Genomic DNA, 16,592 nt, shown 5'->3' with positions numbered 1-16,592 from the left:
CCCGGGGCGCGCCTTAGCGCGAACCCGGGATCTCGAAGTTTTTGAAATGAGATTCCGGGACCAGCGCCGGCGCGCTGCCCCTTACATCGGGCTTTGTCTGAATTCATGGCCTCTATCCTCACCAATTTGTTCGATGGCGTCGCTTACGGCATGCTGCTGTTCGTGCTGGCCTGCGGGCTTGCGGTGACGCTCGGGCTGATGAACTTCGTCAACCTCGCGCATGGCGCCTTCGCCATGGCCGGCGGCTATATCTGCGCCGTGCTGGTGAACAATTCCGGCTGGCCGTTTTTCGCCGCGCTGCCGCTCGCCTTTGTCGGCAGTGCCCTGATCGGCATCGCGCTGGAGCGCACGCTGTACCGCCATCTCTACAGCCGCAGCCATCTCGATCAGGTGCTGTTCTCGATCGGTCTGGTGTTCATGTCGGTCGCCGCGGTCGACTACATCATGGGATCGTCGCGGGTCTTCATCAAATTGCCCGCGGCGCTGGAGGGCCAGATCGATCTGTTCGGCGTCGGCATCGGACGTTATCGGCTGATGATCGTCGTGATCTGCGGCCTGCTCACGCTGGCGCTGCAGCTGATCCTTGCCAAGACGCGGTTCGGCAGCCGTCTGCGCGCCGCGGTCGACGATCCGCGCGCCGCGATCGGTCTCGGCATCAACGTGCCGCAGGTGTTTGCGTTCACCTTTGCCTTCGGCTGTGGCCTCGCCGGCCTCGGCGGCGCGCTGAGTGCGGAGATCCTCGGGCTCGATCCATATTTCCCGCTGAAATTCATGATCTACTTCCTGATCGTGGTGACGGTCGGTGGCTCCTCCTCGATCACCGGACCATTCCTCGCATCGCTGCTGCTCGGCATCGCCGACGTCGCCGGCAAATATTATGTGCCCAAGGTCGGCCCCTTCGTGATCTATACGGTCATGATCGTGATCCTGCTCTGGCGCCCGAACGGCCTGTTCGGCCGCACCGCGGCGCGGTGAGGCTGAGATGACCGCGCTATCCGACGTCTCCTCTCACGCGATGGCCGGCGCGCGCTGGCGGGTCAGCGAGGTCGCGTTCTGGGGGCTCGCGCTCGCCTGCGCGTTCCTGTTCCCGTCGCGCTACCTGATCATGACCGACATCGTGCGGCTCGGCCTGTTCGCGCTGTCGCTCGACCTGATCCTCGGCTATGCCGGCATCGTCTCGCTCGGCCATGCCGCATTCTTCGGCGTCGGCGCCTATTCGGCCGGATTGCTGGCGTTGCACGGCATCATCAGCGAGCCCGTCATCGCGCTGGTCGCCGCCGGCCTCGTTGCGGCGGTGCTCGGCTTCCTGACCAGTTTCCTGGTCATCCGCGGCGTCGATCTGACCCGGCTGATGGTGACGCTTGGCATAGCGCTATTGCTGGAAGCGCTCGCTGAGCGCTTCTCTGATATCACCGGCGGCACCGATGGCCTGCAGGGCATCGAGATGCAGCCGATCCTCGGGCTGTTCGCCTTCGACATGTTCGGCAAGACCGGGTTGTTCTACTCGCTGATCGTGCTGTTCATCCTGTTCCTGCTGGCCCGCCGCGTGGTGCATTCGCCGTTCGGCCTGTCGCTGCGTGCGATCAGGAACAATCCGCTGCGCGCGGCTGCGATCGGCATACCGGTCAACCGCCGCCTGATCGCTGTCTACACGCTGGCCGCGTTCTATGCCGGGGTCGCCGGCGCGCTGTTCACGCAGACCACGGCGCTCGCCTCGCTCGACGTATTTTCTTTCGAGCGCTCCGCCGACCTGATGCTGGTGCTCGTGATCGGCGGTACCGGCTATCTCTATGGCGGCCTGATCGGCGCCGTCGTGTTCAAGATGCTGCAGGAGCTGTTTCAGAGCCTCACCCCGCAATACTGGCTGTTCTGGATCGGCCTCGTGCTGGTCGTGATCGTGATGGTCGGCCGCGCACGGATCCACCGCTGGGTGCTGTTCGTGCCGAACCTGATCATCCGTCAATTCGCCGGTCGCAAGGCCGCCGTCGCCGTGCCGGAGAACGAGGCGTCATGACGATCGCGCTGGAAACCCGCAATCTCGAAAAGTCCTTTGGCGGTCTTCGCGTCACCCGCGATCTCTCGCTGAAGGTGATGCAGGGCGCCCGCCACGCGTTGATCGGGCCGAACGGCGCCGGCAAGACCACCGTCATCAACCAGCTCACCGGCGTGCTGACGCCGAACAGCGGCCGCATCCTGCTCGAAGGCAGCGACATCACCGGCCTCTCCGTGCACAAGCGGGTTCTGCGCGGGCTGTCGCGCACGTTCCAGATCAACCAGCTCTATCCCGACCTGACCCCGCTCGAGACCATCGGGCTTGCGGTCTCCGAACGAATGGGCCGCGGCGGCGACTGGTGGCGGCGGATGGGAACGCGCGATGACGTCAACGCCGAGATCGCCGAGATATTGTCGCGCTTCCATCTGCTCGACGTCATGACCGAGCTCACCTCGACATTGCCCTACGGCAAGCAGCGCCTGCTCGAGATCGCGGTCGCGATTGCTGCCAAGCCGCGGGTGCTGCTGCTCGACGAGCCGGCGGCCGGTGTCCCCGAGAGCGAGCGGCAAGATATCCTGGCGGCGGTCGTGGCATTGCCGCGCGACGTCACCGTGCTGCTGATCGAGCACGACATGGACCTCGTGTTCTCGTTCGCCGACCGCATCTCGGTCCTGGTCAATGGCGGCCTGCTCACCCAGGGTACGCCCGACGAGGTCGCGCGCGATCCGCAGGTGAGGGCGGTCTATCTCGGCGAGGCCGCCGATGCCTGATCTGCTCTCCATCCAGGGCCTGCGCGCCGGATACGGCGAGGCGGTGGTGCTGCCCGACATGTCGCTCGCGCTGGCCGACGGCCAGGTGCTTGCGCTGCTCGGCCGCAACGGCACCGGCAAGACCACGCTGATCAACTCGATCGTCGGGATCACCCGCCGTTTCGGCGGCAGCGTCGCGCTCGCAGGCCTCGACATCACGGCACTGCGGCCCGATCAGCGCGCCCGCGCCGGGATCGGCTGGGTACCGCAGGAGCGCAACATCTTCCGTTCGCTGACGGTGGAAGAGAACATGACCGCGGTGGCGCAGCGAGGGCCGTGGACGGTCGCGCGGGTGTACGAGATGTTTCCGCGGCTGAAGGAGCGGCGCAGCAATTTCGGCAACCAGCTGTCCGGCGGCGAGCAGCAGATGCTGGCGATCGGCCGCGCGCTGACCTTGAACCCGAAGGTGCTGCTGCTCGACGAGCCGACCGAGGGGTTGGCGCCGATCATCGTTGAGGAATTGTTAAAGGCGATCGGAACCATCACGCGCTCCGGCGGCATCTGCTCGATCATCGTGGAGCAGAACGCGCAAAAGATTCTGGGGCTCGCCGACCGCGTTGTGATATTGGAACGCGGCATGATCGTGCACGACGCCGCAAGCAGCGCGCTGAAGGCTGATCGCTCCGTCCTCGAGCGCCATCTCGGCGTTGCCGCGACCAAGAAACACTGACGACCTCAGGGAGTTCACCATGCAGCGAACCAAGCCTCCGTTCCGCGCCGACGAGGTCGGCAGCCTGTTGCGGCCGCCGAAGATCAAGGAAGCCCGCGCCAGGCTGGAGAAGGGCGAGATCTCGGCCGACGAGTTGCGCAAGGTCGAGGACATGGAGATCGAGAAGGTCGTGCACAAGCAGGCCTCGGTCGGCCTCAAACTCGCGACCGACGGCGAGTTCCGCCGCTCCTGGTGGCACTTCGACTTCCTCAGCCATCTGACCGGCTGCGAGCTGTTCCACCCCGACATGGGCATCCAGTTCGCCGGCGTACAGACCCGGCACGATGCCATCCGCGTGATTGGCAAGCTGGATTTCTCCGATCAGCATCCGATGCTCGATCACTTCGGGTTCCTGAAGAAGTATGCCGACCAGGCGCATGTCACGGCGAAGATGACGATCCCGTCACCCGCGGTGCTGCACTTTCGCGGCGGCCGCAAGCTGATCTCGAAGGAGGTCTATCCCGATCTCGAGGAGTTCTATCAGGACCTCGGCAAGACCTATCGCAAGGCGGTGAAGGCGTTCTACGACGCCGGTTGCCGCTACCTGCAATTCGACGACACGGTGTGGGCCTATCTATGCTCGCCGGAGGAATTGCAGAAGTCGCGCGACCGTGGCGACAATCCGGATGGACTGCAGGAGATCTACGCCCGTGTCATCAACTATGCGATCGCCGATCGGCCGTCCGACATGGTGATCACGACGCATGTCTGCCGCGGCAATTTCCGCTCGACCTGGATTTCCTCCGGCGGCTACGAGCCGGTGGCCGAGACCATGCTGGCCGGTACCAACTACGACGGCTACTTCCTCGAATATGATTCCGACCGCGCCGGCGGCTTCGAGCCGCTGCGCTTCCTGCCCAAGGGCAACAAGGTCGTCGTGGTCGGCGTCATCACCTCGAAGTTCGGCGAGCTCGAGAAGAAGGACGACATCAAGCGGCGGCTGGAGGAGGCGGCGAAGTTCGCCCCGATCGAGCAGCTCGCGGTGTCCCCGCAATGCGGCTTCGCCTCGACTGAGGAGGGCAACATCCTGTCCGAGGAAGAGCAGTGGGCGAAGCTGCGGCTGGCCGTCGAGGTCGCGAACGAGGTGTGGGGCAAATAGCATCAACTCGGTCGTCATTGCGAGCGAAGCGATCCACGTCCCCGCGAGGACAGAATGGATTGCTTCGTCGCTTCGGGGGAGGGTGGCTTCACTGCTCCCCCAGATAGACCTCGCCGAGCAGCGAGGAGTTCGACCACGGCACCTGCTTGCCCTTGGTCGCGGCGACGACCTCGGCTCGGACCCGCGTCAGCATCTGCTGCACCTCGAGGCCGGGCGTGCCGACATGGCGCGACAGCGCCGTCGAGAACGGGCTGTTGGCGCCCTCGCCGTCGAGCGCGACCTGGCCCGGCGCGGTCGCGTACGCGATCAGCGTGCCGGCGCCGAGCGTCGAGCCTGATCCGAGCGAGGTGGGCGCGGCAAGACCGGAGCCGGCCTCGATGCCGCGGCTTGGGCCTGCGGATGCCACCTGCGGCGCCATCGGATTGTTGCGGCAGGCATCGAGGATCAGGATGTTGGTGCGGATCTGATCGTCGAGACCGGCCATGATCGTATCCATATCGACCATCGCGTCGGTCATGCGTGCACCCGCCTTGAACTCGATATCGACCGGCACGAGGTAGTTGCGGCCGTCGACCTGCACGCCATGGCCGGCATAGTAGACCACGGCGATCTGCGACCGCGTCGCCTCGCGCAGGAAGTCATGGATCGTCCTCTGCATCGCGTCGCGATCGAGATCGAGACCCTCCGAGACGGTGAAGCCGATATCGCGCAGGCTCCTGGCGATGGCGCGCGCATCGTTGGGCGGATTGGGCAGCGCTTTCACATGCGCATAGGCGCCGTTGCCGATCACGAGTGCGACGCGCCGCCCGGTCGCTGCGGCCTGCACGCGGGCTGCCGGAACTGCCGCGGCCGGCGCCGGCGGTGCGGGCGCGGGGCTGCTCTCGGCGGCAGGCGCTGCTGCGGTCTTGCGCGGTGCCGCGTCGGCCTCCTTGAGCAGCGCGAGCCGCACCTTCGCGGTGGCCTGGTTGGCCTTGCTGCCGGCGTCGGAGGCGACGCCCTCGAGCGCGGCGGCGTAGTCGTCCTTGGCATGCGCAGCGTCGCCCTTCGCCTCGTAGGCGAGACCGCGCTGGGTATAGGCCGAGATCAGCACGCTGCCGGGCGGCGTCATGATGTTGGCCGGCGCCTTCGCCTTCGCGAGCCGGATCGCTTCCGTCGTGTCCGCGATCGCGCGCGCGATGTCGCCCTTGGCGCGCCAGATCACGGCGCGGCGGATCAGCGGCTGCGGCAGTGATGGATCGATTCTGACAGCCTCGTTGATGTCGGCGAGCGCGCCGTCGAGATCGCCGAGCGCCTGCTTCGAGGCGCCGCGGTTCTGATAGGAGAACGCCGAGCTCGGATCGGCCTTGATCGCGGCATCATAGTCGGTGATCGCCCTGGCGTAGTCGCCCTTGCTGCGATAGGCGTTGCCGCGGTTGTGGAAGATGATGCCGCTCGGCCCCAGGCGCAGCGCGTCGTTGAAGTCGGCGATCGCGATGTCGTACTCGCCCTTGTCGTAATAGGCCGAGCCGCGCAGATTGTAGACGGCAGTGCTGGACTTGAGGCGCAACGCCTCGGTCGCGTCCGCAATCACCTGCGCGTAGTTGCCCTTCTTGTTCCAGCCGACCGCACGCCAGAAATGAATGGTCGCGAGCTTCTCACCGGAAAACACCTTCAACGCGATGATCTTGGTACAGGCGTCGATCATCTGATCGGCGGGCGTTGTGTCGGTCGTACAGAGCGGGCCGAGCTGGGCGTGCGTCTGTGCGACACAGGGCGCCGCCGACAGCATGGCAGCAAGCAGGCAGGGGATCAGGAGCAGGCGGCGCATCGGTTATCCCAGCGGGGTGAGCCGTCAAGATGATCGACGACGGCGAGGCGGTCCAAAGGGCGATCCAGGGGGCAATCCATGACTGTTTGGTGATTGGGCCGTGGAGGGGGTTCAACTGGTGGGAAAATGGTGGTAAGACGTCGCCACACACAATCTCTGCCCACTTTTGTCCCACTCGCCGCGGCCCGCTCCAGGCTTCATGAAGAACGACGAAATCCTCAGCCAGATCACGGATTTCTGCCGGCGCTCCGACATGGCGGAGACGACGTTCGGCCGCCGTGCCGTCAATGACGGCAAGCTGGTGCACCGGCTGCGCGAGGGCAAGCGGATCACCATCGATACGCTCGACCGCATCAACGGCTTCATCGCAACCTCGACCCCGGGCGGCGTGGCGCCGCCGCGCGGCCTCGTGGTGCCGCCGGAAAAGCGCGATCCCAGGGGCAATTTCCGCTTCTTCGAGAACCGCCAGCGCTACCTGCTGTTCGTGCACACCTGCAGCGAGAAGCGGGTGATCGCTGACCGGGTCGCGCTGGAACTGGCGGCGATCCACCCCCGACCGCCGGCGCTGCGGGTGTTCGACGCCGGGATGGGCGACGGCACGGTGCTGGCGCGCGTCCTGCGTGCCATGCATGGCCGCTTCCCACATATGCCGTTCTATGTCGCCGGCAAGGAACTGAGCCTGGAGGACGTCCGCCTCACCCTCGACAAGGTGCCGGACCGGCTGTTCGAGCATCCGGCGAGCGTGTTCGTGTTCACCAACATGTATTACGCCGAGGCGCCCTGGCTGACGCCCAAGAACTCCGCAGCGGCCGCCAGCATGATCTGGCACGAAGTGGCCCTGCGCGGCGCCTCCTCGGGTGATTTCGAGGCCCAGATCGCGGAACTCGGCCCGTTCCTGGAGCAGAATTGGCGGGCCAATCTCAGCCCAGGCAATGCGATGCCGATCTACGAGCGGCCGGTGGCGCTGGTGCTGTACCGGGACGATCACCGCTTCCTGCTCGATTCCATTATTCCGCGGGCCGGCCGCGCCGAGGCCAATTTCGATCTCGTGATCGCCTCGCAGCCCTACCGCGCCAAATCCTCGGTGAATTTCCGCGCCAAGCGGATCATCGCGCCGCTGGCGCGCGCGCTGCGCGGCGGCGGGCGGTTGATAGGAATCCACTCCCACGGAGGCGATCCCGGGCTGGAAATCATTCAAGCCGTCTGGCCCGGAGAAAATCCTTTCGCCGTCAGCCGTCATGAGATACTGCGCGCGGTGAAATACGAGTTGGGCTCGGCGGGCCGCGAGCTGAACTTCAATGCCTACGCCGATAACCGTTCGATCTTCCGATATGATATGGAGGCGCTGCCTAATGAGGTGACCGGCTCGATCGGAACCTCGACGGCCTTTGCTGCGTGGAATGCGGCGGTGTATGTCGCGCAGATCGAAGATGAGCGGTTGACCGAAACGACCGAAAACGGACGAGCTCTCGAGGCCACGCGCGAAGTTCTCCGCAAACACAACGGGCTGTGGTTTTACGACGAATCCTACGTCATCTCGCGACGGCGAGACTGACATTCCGGGGACATATTCACCAACCAACGTCGGGACATCGACGAAACAAGGGGTTTGCTTGATGCGCGCGTCTTATCTCTTCACCAGCGAGTCGGTCTCGGAAGGCCATCCGGACAAGGTCTGCGATCGTATCTCGGATGAGATCGTCGATCTGTTCTACCGCGAGGGACCGAAGGCGGGCATCGATCCGTGGCAGATCCGCGCGGCGTGCGAGACGCTCGCGACCACCAACAAGGTGGTGATCGCCGGCGAAACGCGCGGCCCGAGCTCGGTCACCAACGAGCAGATCGAGGGCGTGGTTCGCTCTGCGATCAAGGACATCGGCTACGAGCAGGACGGCTTCCACTGGAAGACCTGCGACATCGAGATACTGCTGCATCCGCAGTCGGCCGATATCGCGCAGGGCGTCGATGCGCTGCAGCCGGGCGAGGTCAAGGAAGAGGGGGCCGGCGACCAGGGCATCATGTTCGGTTACGCCACCAACGAGACGCCCGACCTGATGCCGGCGCCGATCTTCTACGCCCACAAGATCCTGCGGCTGATCTCGGAAGCGCGCCACTCCGGCAAGGAGAAGGTGCTGGGTCCGGACTCCAAGAGCCAGGTCACCGTGCAGTACGAGAACGGCAAGCCGGTCGGCGTCCGCGAGATCGTGGTCTCGCACCAGCATCTGGTCGAGGACCTCACCTCGAAGCAGATCCGCGACATCGTCGAGCCGTATGTGCGCGAGGCGCTGCCGAAGGAGTGGATCAGCAACAAGACGATCTGGCACATCAATCCGACCGGCAAGTTCTTCATCGGCGGTCCCGACGGCGACTCCGGCCTGACCGGTCGCAAGATCATCGTCGACACCTATGGCGGCGCGGCTCCGCATGGCGGCGGCGCGTTCTCCGGTAAGGATCCGACCAAGGTCGACCGTTCGGCTGCCTACGCTGCGCGCTATGTCGCCAAGAACATCGTTGCGGCGGGTCTTGCCGACCGCTGCACGCTGCAGCTCGCCTACGCGATCGGCGTGGCGCGTCCGCTGTCGATCTACATCGACACCCACGGCACCGGTAAAGTGTCGGAGGACGAGCTCGAGAAGGCGGCCGCCAAGGCAATGGATCTGACGCCGCGCGGCATCCGCACCCATCTCGATCTCAACCGCCCGATCTACGCGCGCACCTCGGCCTACGGCCATTTCGGCCGCACGCCGGACAATGAAGGCGGCTTCTCCTGGGAGAAGACCGATCTCGTCGAGCCGCTGAAGCGCGCGCTCTGATTTTCTCACCTCGCCCCGCCTGCGGGGAGAGGTCGCCGCGAAGCGGCGGGTGAGGGGGATTCTCCGCGAGCTCAGCGCGCGGGTAGAGCCCCTCACCATAGCCGATGCTCTGCATCGGCGTTCTTCAAGGACGGCGGCCGAAGGCCGCCTATGCCTCTCCCCGTAAGAACGGGGAGAGGGAGATGATCGTGCAACATCGCGTTCCGCTCGCTTTGTAACTGACACGCTGGATTCACCCACTAGGAAACCGACATGAACGCCCCCACGAAGCCCGGCTTCACCGACTACATCGTCAAGGACATTGCGCTCGCCGATTTCGGCCGCAAGGAAATCTCGCTGGCCGAGACCGAAATGCCCGGCCTGATGGCCACCCGCGAGGAGTTCGGCCCCAAGCAGCCGCTGAAAGGCGCGCGCATCGCGGGCTCGCTGCACATGACGATCCAGACCGCCGTGCTGATCGAGACGCTGGCCGCGCTCGGCGCCGACATCCGCTGGGTCTCCTGCAACATCTACTCGACCCAGGATCACGCTGCCGCCGCGATCGCCGCCGCCGGCATTCCGGTGTTCGCCATCAAGGGCGAGACGCTGACCGAGTATTGGGACTACACCGCCAAGCTGTTCGACTGGCACGGCGGCGGCACGCCCAACATGATCCTCGATGACGGCGGCGACGCCACCATGCTGGTGCATGCCGGCGTGCGCGCCGAGCAGGGCGACACCGCGTTCCTCGACAAGCCGACCTCCGAGGAGGAAGAGATCTTCTACGCGCTCGTGAAGCGCCTCCTGAAGGAGAAGCCGAAGGGCTACTTCGCCGAGATCGCCAAGAACATCAAGGGCGTCTCGGAAGAGACCACCACGGGCGTGCATCGCCTGTACGAGATGGCCAACAAGGGCACGCTGCTGTTCCCGGCGATCAACGTCAACGACAGCGTCACCAAGTCGAAGTTCGACAACCTCTATGGCTGCCGTGAATCGCTGGTCGACGGCATCCGCCGCGGCACCGACGTGATGCTGTCGGGCAAGGTCGCGATGGTTGCGGGCTTCGGCGACGTCGGTAAGGGCTCGGCCGCCTCGCTGCGCCAGGCCGGCTGCCGCGTCATGGTCTCCGAAGTCGATCCGATCTGCGCGCTGCAGGCGGCGATGGAAGGCTATGAGGTCACGACCATGGAAGACGCAGCGCCGCGCGCCGACATCTTCGTCACCGCCACCGGCAACAAGGACATCATCACCATCGAGCACATGCGCGCGATGAAGGATCGCGCCATCGTCTGCAACATCGGCCACTTCGACAACGAGATTCAGATCGCGAGCCTTCGCAATCTGAAGTGGACCAACATCAAGCCGCAGGTCGATGAGATCGAGTTCCCCGACAAGCACCGCATCATCATGCTGTCCGAAGGCCGTCTCGTGAACCTCGGCAATGCGATGGGCCATCCGTCCTTCGTGATGTCGGCCTCGTTCACCAACCAGACGCTGGCGCAGATCGAACTCTGGGCCAACAACAAGGACGGCAAGTACGCCAAGAAGGTCTACGTGCTGCCGAAGACGCTCGACGAGAAGGTCGCCCGCCTGCACCTCGCCAAGATCGGCGTCAAGCTGACCGAGCTGCGCAAGGACCAGGCCGATTACATCGGCGTCAAGCAGGAAGGTCCGTACAAGTCGGATCGCTACCGCTACTGAGCTGCGCTGACTGCAATCGATGAACTGAAGAGCCCCGGCATCGTCCGGGGCTTTTTGCTGCGCTGTTTTGCCGGCGGGCCTCCCCATTCGTCGTCCTGGCGAAAGCCAGGACCCATAACCATCGCAATCGATCGTGAGCGGGACCTCGGCCCCCAGCGTCGCGCAACAACGCGCGGTTGGGGTAATGGGTCCTGGCTTTCGCCAGGACGACGACGAGGATGTTTCGCGATTCAGAACATAAAACACGCGGTGTCATCACCCGCGAAAGCGGGCGATCCAGTATTCCAGAGACGGCTGGGCTTGAGCCGAGAGGCCGCGACGTACTGGATCGCCCGGTCGAGCCGCGCGATGACAGCGTGGAATGGGGCGCGGCTTCGTATCCGTAGGCCTCGGAGCAATAGACAGAACCATGCGTCATTGCGGGGCGTGCGAAGCACGAACCCGGAATCCATTCATCCAAGAGTTATGCGGTCCGACGGATTCCGGGCTCTCGCTTCGCGAGCCCCGGAATGACGACGGAAAGACTCACTCCGATGCCCGCGCCGTCCCGTGCCCCAGCTGCCGCGAGATATCGCCGGCACAATCGCGCAGCGCGGTTGCGATTGCGCTGTCCCAGCCGGCGTCGAATGTGCCTTCCGGGCCCATCGCGGTGATGACGACGGCGACGTGGCCGGCATGATCGAAGACCGGAGCGGCGAACGCGTTGACGCCGGGCAGGGGATCGCCGATCGCGCGCGCGAGACCGCGGCTGCGGACCTCGGCCAGCATCTCGGCGGCCTTTGCGTTGATCGGCTCACGTTTCGGATTGTAGCCGACGCCGAGCCGATCGAGGCCGCTGTCGAGCGCTGCCTTGACGGCGTTCGGCGGCATGAAGGCGGCGAAGGCGCGGCCGGTCGCGGTCTCCAGCAGCGCCACCACGGATCCGACGCGCATCGCGATATGCACGGGATGGCTCGGCTCCTCGAGCCGCACCACGGTGGCGCCATGGGTGCCCCACACCGACAGCGACACCGCATGATTGATGCTGTCGGCGAGCGCGGCGATCCTGGGCGTCGCGATCCGCACCGCGGAGAGCCGGCGCAGGCTGATCAGGCCGAGCTCGAGTGCCAGTGCCCCGATCTCGTAGCGGCCGGTGCTCTCGTCCTGCTCGATCAGGCCGATGCGGGAAAAGCTGACCAGATAGGGATGCGCCTTGGCCGGCGGCATGCCGGCCTCCCGGGCGAGGTCGCGCAGCATCATCGGCTCGCCGCTGCGGGCGAGCGCCCGGAGCAATTCTCCGCCGACCTCGATCGATTGTATGCCGCGGCTTTCTCTCGTCATGTGGCTCCGTTCGTTTTCCTGCGCCCGCACTTAGCACGTAGGATGCATGGCCACAGTCGAGCCGTCGACCCTTCGAGACGGCTGCGTTGCGGCCTCCTCAGGGTGACGGAGTGTTGACCGTCCTCTGCTAGGCCGCGGCACCCGCCAGATGCTTGCCCGCGATGTAGCCGAAGGTCAGCGCGGGGCCGAGCGTGATGCCGGCGCCGGGATAGTTGCCGCCCATGATACTCGCCATGTCGTTGCCGGCGGCATAGAGGCCAGCAATCGGCTGGCCGTCGGCGTCGAGCGCGCGGGCGTTGGCGTCGGTGCGGATGCCGGCATAGGTCCCGAGATCGCCGATCACCATCTTGATCGCGTAGAACGGCCCGCGCTGGATCGGCGCGATGCAGGGATTGGGCCCGTGCAGCGCATCGCCCTGGTAGCGGTTGTAGGCACGCGAGCCCTTGCCGAAGGCGGGATCGCGTCCCTCGGCCGCCAGTTTGTTGAATTCGGCGACGGTGGCCCCGAATGCGCCGGCGTCGATGCCGGCCTGCGCGGCGAGCTCGGACAGCGTCGCGCCGCGCTTGAGATAGCCGGTCTTCAGATGGTGCCCGAGCGGCATCGGGCGCGGCGGCACGCAGCCGAGACCGTATTTGCGCAGCGTCTCGTGATCGCAGACCAGGTAGGCCGCGATCTCCTCGCCGGGCTTCGCCGCTCTGATCATCGCCTGCACGAAGTCGTGGTAGGAATTGCCTTCATTGGCAAACCGCTTGCCGTCACGCAGGACCGCGATCACGCCGGGCTTGGCGCGATCGATGAAGTGCGGCATCACGCCCTTCGAGCCGTCCTTGCGCGTGGTGACCGAGACCGGCACCCACGCCGCCGCGTTCGGCAGCGAGTCCTCGACGCGGCCGCCGGCGGCTTCCGCGAGCCGCAGACCATCGCCGGTGTTGCCGGTCGGGCCCGGCGAATAGTGCTCCTTGCCGGTCGGCGCATGCGGAAACATCTTCTGGCGCCGCGCCACGTCATGGGGAAATCCGCCGCAGGCGAGCACGACGCCGCGCTTTGCATTGACGCGGATGGTGTGGCCCTCGCGCACGACGATCGCGCCGCGCACCACGCCGTTGTCGACGATCAATTCGCGCACCGGTGAATTGAGCCAGAGCGGGATATTGAGATCGAACGCCGATTTTGCCAGCCGGCCGGCCAGCGCATTGCCGTTGGTCAGCGTCATGCCGCGGCCGTTGCGGATCACGTCAGCGGCGTGTTTCGACAGCCGCTTGGCGACATAGGCCGCCGAGGTGATCGACCGCGTCGCGCGCATGAAGTGCACGATCTCCTTGCCGGAGCCGAGCATCATGCCGAACACGGTGAGCTCGGGCAGGGGGCTGCCGAGATCCTTGAGGGCCGGTCCAAGCTCGTGGGCGTCGAACGGCCGCGTCACCATCGAGCGGCCGCCCTGCGCGCCGCCGGGGGCTTCGGCATGGTAGTCCGGGAAGGTCAGCGGCATGTCGAAACGCACTGCGGTCTTCGTCGTGAAGAAGTCGACCGCCTTTGGCCCTTCGGTCAGGAACGCATCGACGCGCGCGGCATCGAAGCTGTTGCCGGCCTCGTGGCGCAGATAGGTCCTGGCCTGATCAGGGCTCTCCTCGATGCCCCACGCCCTGGCCAGCGAGGTGCCCGGAATCCACAGCCAGCCGCCGGAGCGCGCCGTGGTGCCGCCGAACCGCGGCTCCTTCTCGACGACGAGGACCTTCAGGCCGTGATGGCCGGCAGTGACCGCCGCCGACAGCCCGGCGCAGCCGGAGCCGACGACGAGTGCGTCGCAATCATACGTTTCTTCGTTAGCCACGTGATCGATCCTATTTCTTCAGCAGCGGGCACTTGGATTCGGAGACCGGACGAAACGCATCCTCGCCCTTCACCGTCTTGATGATGTCGAGATAGTCCCAAGGCTTCTTGGATTCCGAGGGCTTCTTCACCTTCGCCAGGTACATGTCGCGGATCACGCGGCCGTCCTCGCGCAGTCTGCCGCCGTGCACGAAGGTGTCCTCGATCGGCAGCTCGCGCATCTTGGCCATCACCTTCTGCGGATCGTCGGTGCCGGCAGCCTGGATCCCCTTCAGATAATGCAGCACCGAGCCGTAGACGCCGGTCTGGATCATGGTCGGCATCACGTTGGTGCGGGCGAAGAACTTCTTCGACCAGGCGCGCGTCTTCTCATCCATATTCCAGTACGACGCTGTCGTCATGTAGGTGCCCTGCGCGGCGTTGAGCCCGATGGCATGCACGTCGGTGTCGAACATCAGAAGGCCGACCAGCTTCTGGCCGCCCTGCACGAGGCCGAACTCGCCGGACTGCTTGATCGAATTGTCGGTGTCCTGGCCGGCATTGGCGAATGCCACCACGTCGGCCTTCGAGCTCTGCGCCTGCAGCGCAAAGGAGGAGAAGTCTGCCGTGTTGGTCGGATGCTTGACGCCGCCGAGCACCTTGCCGCCCATCTCGTTGATGAAGCGCGTGGCATCCTTCTCGAGCTGCTGGCCGAACGCATAGTCCGCGGTGATGAAGTACCAGGACTTGCCGCCCTCCGCGATCACCGCCGAAGCCGTCACTTTCGACAGCGCATAGGTATCGTAGGTGAAGTGCACGGTGTTTGGGCTGCACAGCTCATCGGTCAGCGAGCTCGCGCCGGGGCCGGAGAGCAGCGCGATCTTGTTGCGCTCGCGCACCATGTTGTGCACGGCGATCGCGATGCCGGAATTGGGAATGTCGACGACCGCGTCGACCTTGTTGTTGTCGAACCAGCCGCGCACGATCTGCACGCCGACATCGGTCTTCATCTGGTGGTCAGCGGAGACGATCTCGATCGGCTTGCCGAGCACGGTGGGGCCGAATTCCTCGACCGCCATCTTGGCCGCCTCGACCGAACCCGGGCCCGAATTGTCGCGGCCCCAGCTCGACAGGTCGGTCAGCACGCCGATGCGCACGACGTCATCGGAAACCTGGGCGCGAGCAGCCGTCACCGTCGCCGCGAGGATGGCTGTCGCCAAAACGTGTCTCATCGTTCCTCCCTTGGATGTCCGGGCTCTCCGGCGCGCAATCCAAAGAGTTAGATATTATCGAATTAGTTTGTCAATGGCGAAAAGACATGTGTGAATATTGCCACAAGGTTGCGACTTCGAATGCGGCGGTGCTTCACATTTGGTGAGTGTTCGCTTACATGGCTCATCCGGGATGGCACTGCGCGGCTCCAGCTCACGCCAGAGCTTGCGGCAGTACCAAGTCACTATGAACAGGGGAATTTTCGCGGACGGCGACGCGCTTCGCCGCCCGGGGCAGGGCCACCCGTCGCCGGGACCGGCTCTGCAGGGGCGGTGCATCAAGAGGGTCGGCGGACTGCGATCATAGACGGATTATGTTGAGACAGCTCTTCGCGCCGCAGCTCGTTATTCTCTACGCGCTGGTGGCCTCCACACTTTACGTGCACTTCCGCGGCAAGCAGCGGTTGCGCTTCGCGCGCCAACTCGGCGATCACTCGACCTATCTCGCGCCCTACAATGTGCTGATGTATGCGGGCTCGGCCGTGCCCAACACGCCGGTGATCCCGGTCGAGCAGTTTCCCGAGCTGAAGAAGCTCTCCGACAATTGGGAGACCATCCGCGACGAGGCGACCCGGCTGTTCGACGAGGGCTTCATCCGCGCCGCGGCCAAGAACAACGACTGGGGCTTCTATTCGTTCTTCAAGAGCGGCTGGAAGCGGTTCTATCTGAAATGGTACGACGACTTCCTGCCGTCGGCACGCACGCTGTGCCCGCAGACGGTGGAGCTGCTCAATTCGATCCCGAACGTGCACGGCGCGATGTTCGCGATGCTGCCGCCCGGCGGCAAGCTCGGCGCGCACCGCGATCCGTTCGCGGGCTCCTTGCGCTATCACCTCGGCCTGGTGACGCCGAACTCGAACCAGTGCCGCATCCTCGTCGATGGCGTCGAATGCGTCTGGCGCGACGGCGAGGCCTTCATGTTCGACGAGACCTTCATCCACAGCGCCGAGAACAAGACCGACGTCAACCGCATCATCCTGTTCTGCGATGTCGAGCGTCCGATGAAGTACGGCTTCATGACGGCGATCAACCGCTGGGTCAGCCACAACATCGTCAAGGCGTCGGCCACCCAGAACGTCGACGGCGAGCATGTCGGCGCGCTGAACAAGGTGTTCGGCAAGCTCTACGAGGTCCATCTCGCGAGCCGCAAGGTCAAGGAATGGAATCGGAACGTGTACTACACGCTCAAATATTCCGTCACCGCGCTGATCCTCGGCCTGATCGTGGTGTCGGCGCTGCGGTGATGCGCGGGGCGGATTGCGTTCCCTCCGGCCTGCGACCG

Annotated in this window: 13 protein-coding genes; 9 read left to right on the top strand and 4 right to left on the bottom strand. The window is 65.1% G+C overall.

Features of this window, described 5'->3' with window-relative positions:
• Nucleotides 1-105 precede the first annotated feature (105 nt).
• The 5 genes from JQ507_22345 to JQ507_22325 are packed head-to-tail and all read left to right on the top strand — an operon-like array spanning nt 106 to nt 4,610.
• Nucleotides 106-975 (top strand): branched-chain amino acid ABC transporter permease, encoded by an 870-nt coding sequence (locus JQ507_22345; protein ID QRI67700.1) that lies wholly within the window; start codon nt 106-108, stop codon nt 973-975.
• Nucleotides 976-982: 7 nt separating this feature from the next.
• Nucleotides 983-2,014: a branched-chain amino acid ABC transporter permease gene (locus JQ507_22340; protein ID QRI67699.1), complete on the top strand. Its 1,032-nt coding sequence runs from the start codon at nt 983-985 to the stop codon at nt 2,012-2,014.
• Nucleotides 2,011-2,763: an ABC transporter ATP-binding protein gene (locus tag JQ507_22335; protein QRI67698.1), complete on the top strand. Its 753-nt coding sequence runs from the start codon at nt 2,011-2,013 to the stop codon at nt 2,761-2,763. The genes JQ507_22340 and JQ507_22335 overlap by 4 nt, the downstream gene beginning before the upstream one ends.
• Nucleotides 2,756-3,472: an ABC transporter ATP-binding protein gene (locus JQ507_22330; protein QRI67697.1), complete on the top strand. Its 717-nt coding sequence runs from the start codon at nt 2,756-2,758 to the stop codon at nt 3,470-3,472. The genes JQ507_22335 and JQ507_22330 overlap by 8 nt, the downstream gene beginning before the upstream one ends.
• A gap of 19 nt (nt 3,473-3,491) precedes the next feature.
• Entirely contained in the window at nt 3,492-4,610 is a 1,119-nt protein-coding gene (locus JQ507_22325) for a cobalamin-independent methionine synthase II family protein (GenBank protein ID QRI67696.1), read from the top strand.
• A gap of 88 nt (nt 4,611-4,698) precedes the next feature.
• On the opposite strand, the gene JQ507_22320 is transcribed toward JQ507_22325, so the two are convergent.
• Nucleotides 4,699-6,417, bottom strand: a complete 1,719-nt coding sequence (locus JQ507_22320; protein QRI67695.1) for a caspase family protein — start codon at nt 6,415-6,417, stop codon at nt 4,699-4,701.
• Between the two features lie 199 nt (nt 6,418-6,616).
• Here JQ507_22320 and JQ507_22315 point away from each other — a divergent pair, with 199 nt between their 5' ends.
• From JQ507_22315 to JQ507_22305, 3 genes are all read left to right on the top strand, one after another.
• Nucleotides 6,617-7,972 carry a hypothetical protein gene (locus tag JQ507_22315; protein ID QRI67694.1) on the top strand — a complete coding sequence of 452 codons (1,356 nt, stop codon included), beginning with the start codon at nt 6,617-6,619 and terminating at the stop codon, nt 7,970-7,972.
• A gap of 61 nt (nt 7,973-8,033) precedes the next feature.
• On the top strand, nt 8,034-9,230 hold the full coding sequence (locus tag JQ507_22310) for a methionine adenosyltransferase (protein QRI67693.1): 1,197 nt from the start codon (nt 8,034-8,036) through the stop codon (nt 9,228-9,230).
• Between the two features lie 252 nt (nt 9,231-9,482).
• Nucleotides 9,483-10,910: an adenosylhomocysteinase gene (locus JQ507_22305; GenBank protein ID QRI67692.1), complete on the top strand. Its 1,428-nt coding sequence runs from the start codon at nt 9,483-9,485 to the stop codon at nt 10,908-10,910.
• Between the two features lie 525 nt (nt 10,911-11,435).
• On the opposite strand, the gene JQ507_22300 is transcribed toward JQ507_22305, so the two are convergent.
• The 3 genes from JQ507_22300 to JQ507_22290 form a co-directional block, all read right to left on the bottom strand.
• Entirely contained in the window at nt 11,436-12,230 is a 795-nt protein-coding gene (locus JQ507_22300) for an IclR family transcriptional regulator (GenBank protein ID QRI67691.1), read from the bottom strand.
• Between the two features lie 127 nt (nt 12,231-12,357).
• Nucleotides 12,358-14,061 carry an FAD-dependent oxidoreductase gene (locus JQ507_22295; protein QRI67690.1) on the bottom strand — a complete coding sequence of 568 codons (1,704 nt, stop codon included), beginning with the start codon at nt 14,059-14,061 and terminating at the stop codon, nt 12,358-12,360.
• Nucleotides 14,062-14,071: 10 nt separating this feature from the next.
• Complete coding sequence (locus JQ507_22290) at nt 14,072-15,271, bottom strand: ABC transporter substrate-binding protein (protein QRI67689.1); 1,200 nt, start codon at nt 15,269-15,271, stop codon at nt 14,072-14,074.
• Nucleotides 15,272-15,624: 353 nt separating this feature from the next.
• Between JQ507_22290 and JQ507_22285 the strand changes: the two genes are divergently transcribed.
• Nucleotides 15,625-16,554: an aspartyl/asparaginyl beta-hydroxylase domain-containing protein gene (locus tag JQ507_22285; GenBank protein QRI67688.1), complete on the top strand. Its 930-nt coding sequence runs from the start codon at nt 15,625-15,627 to the stop codon at nt 16,552-16,554.
• The last annotated feature ends 38 nt before the right edge of the window (nt 16,555-16,592 follow it).

This window comes from Bradyrhizobium sp. PSBB068 (genome assembly GCA_016839165.1).
In the GTDB taxonomy this organism is placed as follows: domain Bacteria; phylum Pseudomonadota; class Alphaproteobacteria; order Rhizobiales; family Xanthobacteraceae; genus Bradyrhizobium.
This window is presented reverse-complemented; position numbering and strand designations above follow the sequence as displayed.

Coding starts and splice junctions, on each gene's coding strand:
- JQ507_22345 (QRI67700.1), top strand. CDS start 106: ATGGCCTCTATCCTCACCAATTTGTTCGATGGCGTCGCTTACGGCATG.
- JQ507_22340 (QRI67699.1), top strand. CDS start 983: ATGACCGCGCTATCCGACGTCTCCTCTCACGCGATGGCCGGCGCGCGC.
- JQ507_22335 (QRI67698.1), top strand. CDS start 2,011: ATGACGATCGCGCTGGAAACCCGCAATCTCGAAAAGTCCTTTGGCGGT.
- JQ507_22330 (QRI67697.1), top strand. CDS start 2,756: ATGCCTGATCTGCTCTCCATCCAGGGCCTGCGCGCCGGATACGGCGAG.
- JQ507_22325 (QRI67696.1), top strand. CDS start 3,492: ATGCAGCGAACCAAGCCTCCGTTCCGCGCCGACGAGGTCGGCAGCCTG.
- JQ507_22320 (QRI67695.1), bottom strand. CDS start 6,417: ATGCGCCGCCTGCTCCTGATCCCCTGCCTGCTTGCTGCCATGCTGTCG.
- JQ507_22315 (QRI67694.1), top strand. CDS start 6,617: ATGAAGAACGACGAAATCCTCAGCCAGATCACGGATTTCTGCCGGCGC.
- JQ507_22310 (QRI67693.1), top strand. CDS start 8,034: ATGCGCGCGTCTTATCTCTTCACCAGCGAGTCGGTCTCGGAAGGCCAT.
- JQ507_22305 (QRI67692.1), top strand. CDS start 9,483: ATGAACGCCCCCACGAAGCCCGGCTTCACCGACTACATCGTCAAGGAC.
- JQ507_22300 (QRI67691.1), bottom strand. CDS start 12,230: ATGACGAGAGAAAGCCGCGGCATACAATCGATCGAGGTCGGCGGAGAA.
- JQ507_22290 (QRI67689.1), bottom strand. CDS start 15,271: ATGAGACACGTTTTGGCGACAGCCATCCTCGCGGCGACGGTGACGGCT.
- JQ507_22285 (QRI67688.1), top strand. CDS start 15,625: ATGTTGAGACAGCTCTTCGCGCCGCAGCTCGTTATTCTCTACGCGCTG.